Origin of the sequence: Rhodococcus sp. CH91 (genome assembly GCF_022554085.1) — a bacterium.
GTDB lineage: Bacteria > Actinomycetota > Actinomycetes > Mycobacteriales > Mycobacteriaceae > Rhodococcus.
In genome coordinates, this window is record NZ_JAKFYR010000004.1 from 140,585 (window position 1) to 153,285 (window position 12,701).

The following is a 12,701-nucleotide window of genomic DNA, read 5'->3' on the forward strand; positions in this document are numbered from 1 at the left end:
CCGCGGGATCCTCCCCCCCGGGGCCTCCGAGCGGCTGCGGCGGTCCGGGCGCCCTCTCAGGGCACCGGCGGGTATCCCAGCATGGTGAGCAGCGCGCTCTGCTGATCGGCGAAGGCGTACAGCGCGTGCCAGTAGTCGACCCGGATCTGGTCGGCATACGGTCTCAACGAATCCACGAACGCCACGATCTGGTTCTGGACGGACCAGTTGTACATCGGCAACCCCCTGCGTGACGCACGCCACTCGCACGCGCCCGGATGATGCAGATCACATTATCCGATACCGGAGAAGAGGTCGTCCTCTCGTCCCGCCGAATCCGTCAGGCCGAGTCTGCCCCGCACGAGCACGAAGTGTTCGTGGTCGAAGACGGGCTGTGCAACGAAGTTGGACAGAGCGAACTGTTCGCCACCCGGAGCAACGAGCACCTGGGTCGCGTGCGCCGCCATCGCGGTGCGCTTCGCGTCGATGACCGAGCGGACGTCGACGGTAGTGGTCACCTCGCCGTCCGGCACGCTCGGCAACTCGCCCGCCTCCGGGCGACGCCATCCCTCGGGCAGTCCGTCCATCTCGGCGATCCCCCGCTCGAGTGCGGATCGTTCGGTGACGGTCCAGTACACCTTCGCGGGTGTCCAGGCGGCGCCGGCCGCCGGGTACTCCTCGGTTCCGGCCGCTTCCACCGCTGCGGTCACCCGATCGTGCACCGCGATGTGATCGGGGTGGCCGTAGCCGCCGTAGGGATCGTAGGTGACGACCACGTGAGGACGCGTCTCGCGGATCACGGCGACGAGCGCCTCGACGGCCTCATCGCGGTCGGCGTTGACCCAGGCCCGGGGATTCTCCGCGGACGGAGTGCCGGCCATTCCCGAATCACGCCAGTGCCCGGCACCACCGAGGAACCTCGGTCCGTCGATACCGAGCGCCCGCAGCGCGCGTGTGAGTTCGAGGATGCGATAGCCCCCGAGCTGGTCGGCGCGATCCGCGGCGAGCTGCGCCCACTCGTCGCCGATGACCTCGCCTTCCTCACCGAGGGTGCAGGTCACGACCGTGACCTCGGCGCCTTCGGAGACATATCGCGCGATGGTTCCGCCGGTGGTGAGACTCTCGTCGTCCGGATGCGCGTGGACGAGCAGCAGTCGGCGATCCGCAACGTTGGGGACGGCCCCGGGAGTGTCGGTCACGGTGTGGTCCTTCCCCACAGATGGGCGTCGCCCAGGATACCGGTGGTCACAGGGGCTGTCAGCGAGACGTTCTCGACTCCCGGCCCCGCGGCGACGACGGCTCTGTCCTGCATGATCGGCAGATTCACGGCGAGGTCCCAGAGCCGCGGCTGCGCACCGGCGAGCACCTCCTTCGCATCGGCGCTCCCACCGAGAGCGGCCAGCAGTTCCGGTTCGAGACCCGGATCGCACGCGCCCGACAGGTTGCTCGGAGCTTCGAGTTGTGCCGCGGCGGCGTCCTCCCGTTCCTCCACCTCGTCTTCGTCGAGGGTGGTCGTCGCAGGATCGGTGGGTCGGTCGACTGCCGTGTCCGGGGAGGCGGATTCGGGCGATTGCGGGGCGGAAGTCGCCGGCACGTCCTCTCCGCCGACCGCGGGTTCGACCGCCACCGGCACACATCCGAATCGGGACAACGCTGCGGTGGCCGGATCGCCGCCGGCACGCATCCAGCCCACGATCGCATGCACGGTGCCCTCCACCAGCGCTTCGCCGTACAGCTCGTCGGGAGGCAGTTCGTCGACCGAGGCGTCGATTCCGGCTCCACGCCACAGGTCGACGGCGGTGCGCGCGACGGCCCGGGCGATGTCGTCTCCTTCCGGCACGGCAAGCACCAGAGCCAGCGGCTCCCCGTCGCGGGCGAGTGTGCCCTCGGGCAGCACCGGGCCGTCGGTGGCGGGCGTATCGGGAGCGTCGGTCGTCGTCGGGCTCTCGATCTCCGAGCCGGGGGCAGGGGTGCCGGCCTCCGGGGGCGTGGGAGGCACGGGACCGGGCACCGCCGTGTATCCGGCCTCGGCGAGAAGTCCGAGCGCTTCCTCGCGGGGCAGACGCGGCGGCATCGTGTCCGTGTATCCCGGATCGGACGGTGCGAGCACCTGGGCCCGGGCGGGCACGAGCCCGGTGCGGCTTCCGGTGGCGACCAGCGCCAGCAGGTCGGGATCGAGCAGGGCGAGCGCTGCTCTCCGGATGCGGGGATCCGCGAGTTCGGGCGTGCGCGAATTGAGGGTCAGCTCGAGTGTGCGCGGCTGGAGCTGGACACCGGTACGCAGCCCCGGAACGGCGGCGAGCTGCGCTTCGAGCGCGACCCCACCTGCACTCTGCACCACCTGGGCGTCGTCGCTGCGCATGGATTCGGCCACCTGCGCATTCGTGCCTCCGCGGCGCATCAGCAGCTCGTCGGGCCCGGCCGGGGTGCCCCAGAATCTGTCGTTGCGTTCGAGCAGCACCTCCGCGCGCCCGCGGTCGACGCTGTCGACGTGGAACCGCCCACCGGAGACGGGGATGGTCTCGGACAGCCCGGTCGAGAAACCACCCGGAGTGTCCTTGATCAGGTGTGCGGGCAGGAGGTCGGTGAACAATTCCCGCCACGCGGGGTAGGGCTCGCGCAGGGTGACCGTGACGGTCTTGCCGCCGCCGGACGAGCGGACATCGTCGATGAGCCGATAGCCGGCGGGATCGACCACACCGGGCTGGGTGACCATCTGCCGCCAGAGGTACCGGAAGTCCTCCGCCGCGATCGGCGCTCCGTCGGACCACTGCGCCTCGTCGCGCAACCGATAGGTGATCGTGAACGGGCTCTCGTCGGTGACTTCGGCGGAGAGCAACAGCGCATCGTCGGGAACCCACAGGGTGACAGCGGGGTTCCCGGGGTCGGGGACGGCCCGGAAGGCGCTCGGGAGCACGAGTTCGGCGACCGCGTTGGCGACCGGCGACTGGTCCGCGAGCAGATGCGGATTGAACCCCGAGCCGACGTCGTCGATCGCGACGACCACCGTGCTGCGCTGCGGTGTCGGTGCGGGAGTCGTGGTCGGCTCGGCCTGTTCGATCGGCGGAGGCGGGTCGGCGGTGCAGGCGGTCAGGACCAGCGCAGCCACGGCCAGGCCGGCCGTCGCCCCGATCAGTCGGCGGCGAGCGCGCGTACGCGACACTCGGGCTCCTTCCGTAAGGCAGGTGGTACGTGGGTGGCCCCGGCCAGCACGCGCTCGCCGGGGCCACCCCACACCTGGACTACTTGTTGCGGGCCTTCTCCCGCGACCGCGCCCGCGCACGGTCGGTCTGCGACAGGTGCAGCTTCCGCACACGCACGATCTCGGGCGTGACCTCGACGCATTCGTCGGCCGCACAGAACTCCATGGCCGCCTCGAGGGTGAGCTCGATGGGCTTGGCGAGCGTCTCCATCACGTCGGCGGTGGAGGAGCGCATGTTGGTGAGCTTCTTCTCGCGGGTGACGTTGATGTCGAGGTCCTCGGCGCGGGGGTTGATCCCGACGACGTGTCCCTCGTAGGTGTCGCTGCCCGGCTCGACGAAGAAGGTGCCGCGGTCGGCGAGCTGGATCATCGCGAACGGCGTGACCGTGCCCGACCGGTCGGACACCAGCGAACCGGTGTGGCGGGCGCGGATCTCACCGGCCCACGGGGCGTACCCGTGGAAGACGGCGTTGGCGATGCCGGTGCCGCGGGTCTCGGTGAGGAAGTCGGTGCGGAAACCGATCAGGCCACGCGACGGCACGATGAACTCCATACGGACCCAGCCGGTGCCGTGGTTGGTCATCTGGACCATCTTGCCCTTGCGGGCGGCGAGCAGCTGCGTGATCGCCCCGAGGTACTCCTCGGGCGAGTCGATCGTGAGCTCCTCGTAGGGCTCGTGCACCTTGCCGTCGACCTGCTTGGTGACCACCTGCGGCTTGCCCACGGTGAGCTCGAAACCTTCGCGGCGCATCTGCTCGACGAGGATCGCGAGCGCGAGCTCGCCTCGGCCCTGGACCTCCCACGCGTCGGGACGGCCGATGTCGAGCACGCGCAGCGACACGTTGCCGATGAGCTCGGAGTCGAGGCGGGACTTGACCATGCGAGCGGTGAGCTTGTGGCCCTGCACGCGGCCCACGAGCGGCGAGGTGTTGGTGCCGATGGTCACCGAGATCGCCGGCTCGTCGACGGTGATGCGCGGGAGCGCGACCGGGTTCTCCGGATCGGCAAGGGTGTCGCCGATCATGATCTCCGGGATACCGGCGACGGCGACGATGTCACCGGCCACCGCGACGTCGCCGGGCTGCCGCTCGACACCGACGGTCTTGAGCAGCTCGGTGATCTTGACGTTCTTGACGCCGTCGGCGTGCATCCACGCGACGGTCTGACCCTTGCGCAGCTCACCCTGATGGATGCGCAGCAGGGCGAGGCGGCCGAGGAACTCGGATGCGTCGAGGTTGGTGACGTGGGCCTGCAGCGGCGCCGAGGCGTCACCCTTGGGTGCGGGGATGCACTCCATGAGGACCTCGAAGAGCTCGTCGAGGTTCTCGGCGTCGGGAACCTGCCCGTTCTCGGGCTGCTTCCGCGATGCCTTGCCCTCGCGCCCGGAGGCGTAGAGGACCGGCAGTTCGAGTGCGAGCTCGGCGGCCTCGGCGGCCTCGTCGTCGAGGTCGGACGCGAGGTCGAGCAGCAGGGTCTGGCTCTCCTCGACGACCTCGGCGATCCGGGCGTCGGGACGGTCGGTCTTGTTGACCACGAGGATCACCGGCAGCGACGCGGCGAGGGCCTTGCGCAGCACGAAACGGGTCTGCGGCAGCGGCCCCTCGGAGGAGTCGATGAGCAGGACGACACCGTCGACCATCGACAGGCCGCGCTCGACCTCACCACCGAAGTCGGCGTGGCCGGGGGTGTCGATGACGTTGATGACCGTGACGGTGCCGTCGGCGTTGTGACGATGTACAGCGGTGTTCTTCGCGAGAATGGTGATGCCCTTCTCGCGTTCGAGGTCTCCCGAGTCCATGACACGGTCGACGAGTTCCGCACGTTCGGCGAACGCGCCCGACTGGCGCAACATGGCGTCGACGAGAGTGGTCTTTCCGTGGTCGACGTGCGCCACGATGGCGACGTTCCGAAAATCAGCGGTGCTCACGCGATAGCTCTCCTGGCTGTAGTCCGGCCACACGGCACTGGACCCGGTCGGCACCTCGCCCGTACGGCGTTCGTCTCGATGGCCGCGACGCGAGATTGCGAGCTACCTGCCATGACCGATTCCGGCCCGCGCAGGTACTGCGGCCACAAGTACTTTACAGGTCGACCGTCGGGTGCCGCGTGTCCCTCGTCCGATCATCGCAGGTCGGCGACATCCGGGGTGACGTTCGACACTCCACGAACCCTCCCGGCCGCCGAAACGAGCGCGGGACGACCCCTTGGCCGGCAAGTAAGGGAATGCTAACCTCCATCGCGCGGGCGATCGTGCTCGGCACAGGTCCGGGGAAGGCAGGCGGGACGTATGGGGAAGGTCAAGGCGCGCGAGGTCGCAGGCCTGAAACCGAAGAAGAAGTGCTGCCGCAAGAAGACGCGGTGCCTCAAATGCCCCGTGGTCGTCATGCGCATGAAGAAGGTCGAGAACGACGGCCTGAGCAAGAAGGAACTGCGCAAATATCTCGACAAGGCCCGCGCCGCCTGACGTCTCCCTCAGCGCCGCAACTGTCGCCGGAGATCGGGAATCCACGCGCGATCCGCCGGCACCAGATCCATCTCGTCGAGTTCGTCGGCGGTCACCCACCGCAACGCTGCGTGGTCGAGCGGCTCGGGTACGCCCGAGACGAGTTCGACACGGTACGCACACAATTCCAGGCCGCCGGCCAGCGGCACGGCCGGACCGATCCGCTCCGCCCCTCTGACCTCGACGCCGAGTTCTTCCCTCAGTTCCCGCACCAGCGCGGCTTCCGCGCTCTCCCCCGTTTCGACCTTGCCGCCGGGCAGCTCCCACAGACCCGCGAGATCGGCCGGCCGGGTGCGCTGAGCGAGCAGCACGCGCCCCTCCCGGATGACAGCGCCCGCCACGACGTGGCCCGGGGGCGCCGGTGTGTTCGGGGCCGGTGTGCTTGCAGACATGGCCTGCATCGTCTCAGAATGGAGCATGCCCCCACTGCTGACCGACGGTGAGATCGACGCGGCACTGGCCGAGCTGCCACATTGGCGGCGCACCGGGCAATCCCTGGTCCGCACGATCGAAGCGCCGACCTTTCCCGACGCGATCGCTCTCGTGGACAGGGTCGCCGTCGTCGCCGAAGAGGCGGATCACCATCCCGACATCGACATCAGATGGCGCAAGGTGATCTTTGCCGCGAGCACGCATTCCGCCGGCGGGATCACGGAGTCGGATCTGGTGCTTGCGCGCCGGATCGACGAGGAGGCTCGACGCGCCGGTCTGTAACCGGGCCCGCGAGGCGCTCCCGGCGTCCGACGACGATCACGAGAACGTAGACGACCAGTACGCCCACGACGTTGACCGCGCCCAGCCAGGCGAGCGGGGCCGGCCGTTCCACCTCCCAGATGGAGTCCTGAGCCGTACTGAGCAACCACGGGACCCCGACGAGGGTGACCGCGGCCCAGCACCCGGCGACCAGCCGCGCGCCGAGATTCCGTGCCAGGGGTCCGTAGACCAGCCACAGCAGCAACGGAATCACCCATACCCAGTGGTGGACCCACGAGATCGGTGACATCAGCAGGCCGAACAACTGGACGATCAGGAGCGTGCCGAGCCGGTCGTCGGTGCCGTCCGGGAGGGGCACGAGCGACCGCCACGCCGCGAACGCGAGGACGGCGCACACCGCGCCGGCGAGCAGCCACACCGGGCCGAGGCCGACATCTTCACCCATGATCCGGCTCAACGCTCCGCGCAACGACTGGTTCCACACCGAGACGACGGGGCCGATCCGGTCGGCGTCCCCGAAGAGCGACGTGAAGTAGGTGGCCGCCTGCGGTCCGAGTGCCAGCAGGCTCACCAGGACGGTCGCGGCGAACGCGATCGCGGAGAAGACCGCCTCCCGCCATCGCCGCTGCGCGAGGAAGTACAGCCCGCTGATCGCCGGCGTGAGCTTGATTCCGGCGAGCACCCCGACGATTCCGCCCGACCACCACCATCGGGTGCTGCGTACCGCGAGCATGACGCCGAGGACGAGGAAGACGTTGATCTGCCCGTAGTCGAGGGTGGTGCGTACCGGTTCCGTCCAGATCCCCACCGCCGTCCACACCATGGCGACACCGGTCCACGAGCGACTCCGGGCCCGCGGACCGACGACGAATTCGAGGCCGATCCGCACCACGGCGAAGAGCGCCGCGACGGTGAGCAGCTGCCACACCACGCCCAGGAGATCGAACGGCAACAGGTGCAGCGGAAGGAAGACGAGCGCGGCGAAGGGTGGATACGTGAAGGGCAGGGGGAAGTCCGGGGTGTCCTCCGAGTACGTGAAGTCGTACAGCTTTCCCTGCAACAGCGAGGCCGAGCCGTCCACGTAGACGTGCAGATCGACGAGATTCATGCCGTTGGGGGTGAGAAGGCCCCACGCGAGTCGCGCGAGGACGGACAGCACCAGCAACGCCGCGCACCACCACATCCGGTGCGAAGGAAACCCTCGTGGCACTGCGGTGCGGCCTCTCCCGTCGTCGTCCGTCCGGAAGAACCGGACCCGGCGAAAGAGATTACCGCTCCGAGGCGGAACCGGCCGAACCGGAGTTCACTGCTGTAACGATTTCATCTAGAGTCACAATCTTCTCACCTCGGGCGCGTTATCTTCGACAGGATCCGAAGAACGGGACATCCGCTGGCTACACTCCCGAGCGAACGACAGGCACGCCGTTCCGGAACGGCAGGCTTGTCCTGCGCACGGGGGCTCCATAGAGTGTCACCTCGAGCCGTCAGCGCCCGCCCGTTCGTCCAGAACGGGCGGGTGCTTCAACGACAAGGATGGGGAACAGTGCTTCGTACTCGAGGAATGCGACGGGCGCTCACGCTGTGCGCACTCGCCGCCACCGCGGGACTGGCCGTGCCTACGCACGCCGTCGCGCAACCGGCACCACCCGCGTTGCCCGAGCTGGCAGGACTTGTCGAGCTGCCTCAGTTCGAGATTCCCGCGGATCTGTCCGTCGAGTCGTTGACGGATCTGCTCGCCGGCGTCCGCGCCGACACCGAGCAGGTCGAGGCACTGGCTTCCCTCGCCCCCGCGATCATCGGTGCTGCGGCCGGGCCTGCCGATGTCGCCGACGGCAAGAACGATCTCCTCGCCCAGGCGAAGGAGCTGCTGGCGAACTCCGAGCTTCCCGAGTCGGTGAAGGGCACGCTCCAGCGGGTCATCACCTTCCTCGACGGCAGCGGTGGCGGCGGACCGGCCATCCCGGAGCCCGGCGCCGTGGCGATCTCGCAGTTCCTGTACCCGACGATCGGTCAGGACTGCATCGGCGACGGCCAGGATTCGGTGGGTACCGCTCTTGCGGTCGCGGGCCCGTCCAAGCTTCCCCCGCCCGGGCCGGCCGCAGGCCAGACCGGCTTCGTGTTCACCGCGCTCGGCACCGCTCCCGCAGCAGCCGATCAGGAGCGGCCGCTCACCCTGAGCTGGATCAACGTGTCCAACGGCCGCACCGGATCGCAGCCGCTCACCAACGACGCGAAGATCAACCCCGACGGCCCGACCACGTTGAGCGCGATCGCCGACACGGGTTCGGGCCAGGTCGTCGCCGTGATCTCCGGCGGAGTCACGACGCAGGAGGAAGGCGCCGAGGCACGCTCGTGCACTTTCCTCCCCACCGTGGGTCTCGTCGCCGTTCCCTGATCCACCGAGAACATGTCGTAGAAGGCCGCCGGGAAGGCATCCCGGCGGCCTTCGCCGTCCGGTCACTTCCCTCCTCACCGTCGCTCGTGATAGACCGGATCATGGCCTTCCCCGCGTCTCGCACCTCGTCGAAGTCCGTGCTGTCCCATCGCTCGATCCTCTCGATCGCGTCCGAACGCTCGATCCTGTCGATCGGTTCCTCGTATTCCGTTCTGTCGATCGGCAGTTGCGGGTCGATCCTGTCGATCGGTTCGGTGGGGTCGGCCGGTTCCGCACTGTCCTCTCTCTCCTTCGCCAGCCTCGGTTCCGCCCTGTCGGGGTTGTCACGGTGGTCGCTGCTGTCGTGGCGCGGTGTCCATTCCGCCCCGGACGAACGTCCGCCGTTCTCGATCGCCGTCGACGAATCCGAACCCGAGCGACGCTGCCAGTGCTGAAGTGGAGAGCGCGCTGAAGTAGGAGGAGGCGTCCGACCGAGCGGAATGCGTTAGGCGTCAACGGCCTTGCCGTGTTAGACACGAGAGCAACGTCGTTCGTATTGCGCACAAATTTTCGTCGGCCGCGTCATCCGGCCCCGGACCGAGGAGCCGCATGGCCGTCGAGACCCCCATCTCCACTCGCGAGGCCTCCGCCCCGCGCGGCCTGGTACCGGTGCTCGCGACCGTCGGCATCAGTGTCGCCCTCATGCAGACCCTGATCGTGCCGATCCTCCCCCAGCTCCCGGTACTGGTCGGAGCGACACCGCAGAACACGTCCTGGGCGGTCACCGCGACCCTGCTCACCGGCGCAGTCGTCACCCCCATCAGCGGTCGTCTCGGCGACATGTTCGGCAAACGCAGGATGCTGCTCGTCTCGCTCGCCATGATGGTGATCGGCTCGGCGGTCTGCGCTCTCTCGTCGACCCTGATCCCACTCGTACTCGGCCGCGCGCTTCAGGGCGCAGCGATGGGCGCCATCCCCCTGGGCATCGCGATTCTGCGCGACGAACTACCACCTCGCCGACTGCCGAGCGCCATGGCCACGATCAGCGCGACCATGGGAGTCGGCGGTGCGATCGGACTGCCGGTCGCGGCCTTCGTTGCGCAGGCGACCGACTGGCACATGCTGTTCGGCGCTTCCCTCCTGCTCGGCTGTGTCGGGATCGCGGCCGTGCTGCTGATCGTCCCCGAGTCGCCGAGAGGCAATCCGGGCCGCTTCGACTTCGCCGGTGCGGCACTGCTCTCCGTCGCCCTCGTACTGCTGCTGCTTCCGATCACCAAGGGCAACGAGTGGGGCTGGACGTCCCCGAGCACACTCGGCATGTTCGCCGGCACGGTCCTGATCTTCCTCGGCTGGGGCCTGTACGAACTCCGTGTGCCCCGGCCTCTCGTGGATCTGCGCGTGTCCGCACGCCGTCCTGTGCTCACGACCAACCTCGCGTCGGTGGCTCTGGGGTTCGCGATGTACTCGAACGTGCTGGCCTTCCCGCAACTGCTCATGGCACCGCCGGAGACGGGCTACGGGTTCGGGCAGACGATGGTCGCCGCCGGTATCGCCCTCGCGCCGTCGGGCCTGGTGATGATGGCACTGTCCCCCGTCTCGGCGCGTATCACGACGCGCTTCGGTGCACGGGTCACGCTGGCCTGCGGTGCCACCCTCGTCGGACTCGGCTACCTCATGGCCTATCTGCTCCATCAGGAGCTCTGGCACATCATCGGCGCCTCCATGTTCATCGGCGCCGGAGTCGGATTGGCCTACGCCGCGATGCCCGCCCTCATCATGGGCGCCGTGCCGCTGCACCAGTCGGCCGCGGCCAACAGCCTGAACGCCCTGATGCGGTCGATCGGCACCACGAGTGCCGCCGCGGTGGTCGGGGTCATGCTCGCCGCGATGACGCAGCGCGTCGGCGACTCCGTCGTGCCCGCCCTCGAAGGATTCCGGGCCAGCTTCCTGGTCGCCGTCGGCGCCGCGGTCGTGGCGCTGGTGTTCACCGCACTCATCCCCTCGCCGGGCCGGACCCTCCGGCGCGCGGACCCGGACACGTCCGCTGACGCCGCGGACCGTTAAGCCGCACCCGCAACCAGGGACCACTGGCCGTAATCGGCGGTGAGCACATGGTTGACGTCGATGCCGATTCCGTCGATCTCTCCACCGCTCACCTGGTGCAGGTCGGCGCGCGGATGCACATGTCCCTTGGGAGTCCCCCAGTTGTGCTGCCAGTAGAAGGCGCCCAGTGAGATCGCCGACGCCCAGTCGAGGGTCGGCGAGTTCGCGTACACACCCAGATTCGCGGGACCGATCACTTCTTGCCAGCCGAGCAGATACGGCACGATGCGGGTCGTGAACTGCTCGAATGTCGGATTGTCGTCGATCGAGGCGTAGATGGGCCGGTTCTCCGGCCCGCCCGCGGCCCGGTGCAGTTCGAGACCCCGCCGGGCATGGTTCAGACCCGCCTCGTACCCGCCGAGCCAGTCGGCGGTCTCGGCCCTGCCGAACTGGTAGCACGAGACGACCTCGAGACCGCTGTCGATCAGCGCATCGGCCTCCGGGCCGGTGAGCGGCTTGGCGCGCATCCATGCGGCGTCGGGTCGCGGATCGGAGACGTACCGGATGGCACCGATGTGGCCGGCGGCACGGATCGAGGCAGGTGAGGGCACGGCAGCCGAGTAGTCGACGATGGTGCCGAGCACCTCGCGGCCCTGCGCCACGCCGGGTGCCCCGAGCGCAGAAACCAGCGCGACACCCGATCCGAGCGCCGCGTACCGCAACATGTCCCGCCGTGAGTGGGTCATCGGAACCTGTCCTCCGTGTCGCCGTAAGTGCAGTGTCGCCGTAAGTGCATCTGCCGTATTGCACCACACACACAGGCGTCCCACCGGCCACACGGGAAACTCGGGTGGGCCTGTCGGCAGGTCCGCCAGGTGCTCAGCGGCCGGAGAGTTCGGCGAAGAAGGCGGGAACCAGAGCGACGTCCTCGACGGTCCGCACGGTCGAGCGGACCCCGAGTCCGTGTTCCTTGAGCAGGTCGCACAATCCGTCGCCGTCGACGAGATCGATCGGCGGGGCACCGTGCCGGTGTGCTTCGGCCCGAGCGTCGTCGGTGAACGATCCCGTGGCGACGAGCAGACCCTTCTCCCCCCGTCCGACCATCGCCGCGCGGAACTCGCGGACCACGTCGGCACCGGCCCGCTCGGGTGCTCGTACGAAACGGAAGAAGACCGAGAAGCTCAGCAGCGACACGCGCAGGACACCCGTGCCCTCGACGTGGCCGGCGCCCTCGGGAGTGTGGGATCCGCCTGGTGCGGGGATCGTCAGCGTCGTGAATCCGGCCGCGCGCAGTACCGCTGTGACGAGGCGTTCGAAACCGTCCTCCGGCAGGTCGGCGACGGCACCGAGGACCGGCTCGCGCCACAGCTCGGGATCCTCGGGTGCTGCTGCGAGCGGCACGACCTGCGCGCCCTGCGAGACGTTGCGCACCAGCCGCTTGCGGCGCTTCTCCGCCGTGTACGCGACCTGCATGGGTTTGATCTCCGACTCGCGTACGGCGCGGCCACGATCGGTCACGCTCCACACACCCCGGCGGGTGTTCGACAGCAGTCCCATGCCCTTGAGATAGGTGCGGGCCCAGGCCAGGCGATATTCGATCTCCGTGCCGGGACCGTCACCGTGGAGCACGGCCTGCGCCGCCTCGGACAGTCCCGTCCTGGTGATGACGGCGGAATCGATCTCCTCGATGACCCCGGATCCGCCGAGCTCGATCACCGCCTGCACGGTCGGCCAGAGGAGATCCGTGTACGGGGGCAACGTGGCCTCGCCACCTCCGGTGTTCCGGACGGAATTTCCGATCGCGTTCCGGCGCTGCACACCTTCCCCTAACGTCGCGGCCGTACGCCGCGGTGTCGGTCCTACACGTAGGCAACAACCCTATCCGA

13 protein-coding genes are annotated in these 12,701 nt (G+C 68.8%); 5 read left to right on the top strand and 8 right to left on the bottom strand.

Annotation, left to right across the window (positions count from 1 at the left end; genetic code table 11):
• Nucleotides 1–56: 56 nt before the first annotated feature.
• From MOM01_RS09895 to typA, 4 genes are all read right to left on the bottom strand, one after another.
• Entirely contained in the window at nt 57–215 is a 159-nt protein-coding gene (locus MOM01_RS09895) for a hypothetical protein (protein ID WP_241385247.1), read from the bottom strand.
• A 57-nt stretch (nt 216–272) separates the two neighbouring features.
• A complete protein-coding gene (gene mshB / locus MOM01_RS09900) occupies nt 273–1,196 on the bottom strand; it encodes an N-acetyl-1-D-myo-inositol-2-amino-2-deoxy-alpha-D-glucopyranoside deacetylase (protein WP_308196978.1) in 924 nt (307 codons plus the stop codon).
• A complete protein-coding gene (locus MOM01_RS09905) occupies nt 1,175–3,142 on the bottom strand; it encodes an ABC transporter family substrate-binding protein (RefSeq protein ID WP_241385249.1) in 1,968 nt (655 codons plus the stop codon). Before MOM01_RS09905 ends, mshB begins: the two co-directional genes overlap by 22 nt.
• Before the next feature lie 79 nt (nt 3,143–3,221).
• Nucleotides 3,222–5,108: a translational GTPase TypA gene (typA, locus tag MOM01_RS09910; protein WP_241385250.1), complete on the bottom strand. Its 1,887-nt coding sequence runs from the start codon at nt 5,106–5,108 to the stop codon at nt 3,222–3,224.
• Between the two features lie 360 nt (nt 5,109–5,468).
• Here typA and MOM01_RS09915 point away from each other — a divergent pair, with 360 nt between their 5' ends.
• Nucleotides 5,469–5,645: a hypothetical protein gene (locus MOM01_RS09915; protein ID WP_241385251.1), complete on the top strand. Its 177-nt coding sequence runs from the start codon at nt 5,469–5,471 to the stop codon at nt 5,643–5,645.
• An 8-nt stretch (nt 5,646–5,653) separates the two neighbouring features.
• Here the strand turns inward: MOM01_RS09915 and MOM01_RS09920 are convergent, their stop codons facing one another.
• Nucleotides 5,654–6,076: a (deoxy)nucleoside triphosphate pyrophosphohydrolase gene (locus MOM01_RS09920; RefSeq protein WP_241385252.1), complete on the bottom strand. Its 423-nt coding sequence runs from the start codon at nt 6,074–6,076 to the stop codon at nt 5,654–5,656.
• Between the two features lie 25 nt (nt 6,077–6,101).
• Between MOM01_RS09920 and MOM01_RS09925 the strand changes: the two genes are divergently transcribed.
• Nucleotides 6,102–6,398, top strand: a complete 297-nt coding sequence (locus tag MOM01_RS09925; protein WP_241385253.1) for a 4a-hydroxytetrahydrobiopterin dehydratase — start codon at nt 6,102–6,104, stop codon at nt 6,396–6,398.
• Here MOM01_RS09925 and MOM01_RS09930 read toward each other — a convergent pair.
• Entirely contained in the window at nt 6,334–7,581 is a 1,248-nt protein-coding gene (locus MOM01_RS09930; protein WP_241385254.1) for a mannosyltransferase, read from the bottom strand. The two genes, MOM01_RS09925 and MOM01_RS09930, sit on opposite strands and share 65 nt — an antisense overlap.
• 378 nt (nt 7,582–7,959) lie before the next feature.
• Here MOM01_RS09930 and MOM01_RS09935 point away from each other — a divergent pair, with 378 nt between their 5' ends.
• From MOM01_RS09935 to MOM01_RS09945, 3 genes are all read left to right on the top strand, one after another.
• Nucleotides 7,960–8,793, top strand: coding sequence for an Rv1157c family protein (locus tag MOM01_RS09935; protein WP_241385498.1), 834 nt, complete (start codon nt 7,960–7,962; stop codon nt 8,791–8,793).
• Nucleotides 8,794–8,894: 101 nt separating this feature from the next.
• Complete coding sequence (locus MOM01_RS09940; protein WP_241385255.1) at nt 8,895–9,227, top strand: hypothetical protein; 333 nt, start codon at nt 8,895–8,897, stop codon at nt 9,225–9,227.
• 154 nt (nt 9,228–9,381) lie between these two features.
• Nucleotides 9,382–10,836, top strand: a complete 1,455-nt coding sequence (locus MOM01_RS09945) for an MFS transporter (protein ID WP_241385256.1) — start codon at nt 9,382–9,384, stop codon at nt 10,834–10,836.
• Here the strand turns inward: MOM01_RS09945 and MOM01_RS09950 are convergent.
• Entirely contained in the window at nt 10,833–11,561 is a 729-nt protein-coding gene (locus MOM01_RS09950) for a DUF1906 domain-containing protein (RefSeq protein WP_241385257.1), read from the bottom strand. The two genes, MOM01_RS09945 and MOM01_RS09950, sit on opposite strands and share 4 nt — an antisense overlap.
• Nucleotides 11,562–11,694: 133 nt before the next feature.
• Nucleotides 11,695–12,633 (bottom strand): winged helix-turn-helix domain-containing protein, encoded by a 939-nt coding sequence (locus tag MOM01_RS09955; protein ID WP_241385258.1) that lies wholly within the window; start codon nt 12,631–12,633, stop codon nt 11,695–11,697.
• Between the last annotated feature and the right edge of the window lie 68 nt (nt 12,634–12,701).

What these genes read in the sequence shown, in the direction of transcription:
- MOM01_RS09950 (WP_241385257.1), bottom strand. Translation starts at nt 11,561, where the DNA reads ATGACCCACTCACGGCGGGACATGTTGCGGTACGCGGCGCTCGGATCG.
- MOM01_RS09940 (WP_241385255.1), top strand. Translation starts at nt 8,895, where the DNA reads ATGGCCTTCCCCGCGTCTCGCACCTCGTCGAAGTCCGTGCTGTCCCAT.
- MOM01_RS09915 (WP_241385251.1), top strand. Translation starts at nt 5,469, where the DNA reads ATGGGGAAGGTCAAGGCGCGCGAGGTCGCAGGCCTGAAACCGAAGAAG.
- MOM01_RS09895 (WP_241385247.1), bottom strand. Translation starts at nt 215, where the DNA reads ATGTACAACTGGTCCGTCCAGAACCAGATCGTGGCGTTCGTGGATTCG.
- MOM01_RS09945 (WP_241385256.1), top strand. Translation starts at nt 9,382, where the DNA reads ATGGCCGTCGAGACCCCCATCTCCACTCGCGAGGCCTCCGCCCCGCGC.
- MOM01_RS09920 (WP_241385252.1), bottom strand. Translation starts at nt 6,076, where the DNA reads ATGTCTGCAAGCACACCGGCCCCGAACACACCGGCGCCCCCGGGCCAC.
- MOM01_RS09930 (WP_241385254.1), bottom strand. Translation starts at nt 7,581, where the DNA reads ATGTGGTGGTGCGCGGCGTTGCTGGTGCTGTCCGTCCTCGCGCGACTC.
- MOM01_RS09925 (WP_241385253.1), top strand. Translation starts at nt 6,102, where the DNA reads ATGCCCCCACTGCTGACCGACGGTGAGATCGACGCGGCACTGGCCGAG.
- MOM01_RS09935 (WP_241385498.1), top strand. Translation starts at nt 7,960, where the DNA reads ATGCGACGGGCGCTCACGCTGTGCGCACTCGCCGCCACCGCGGGACTG.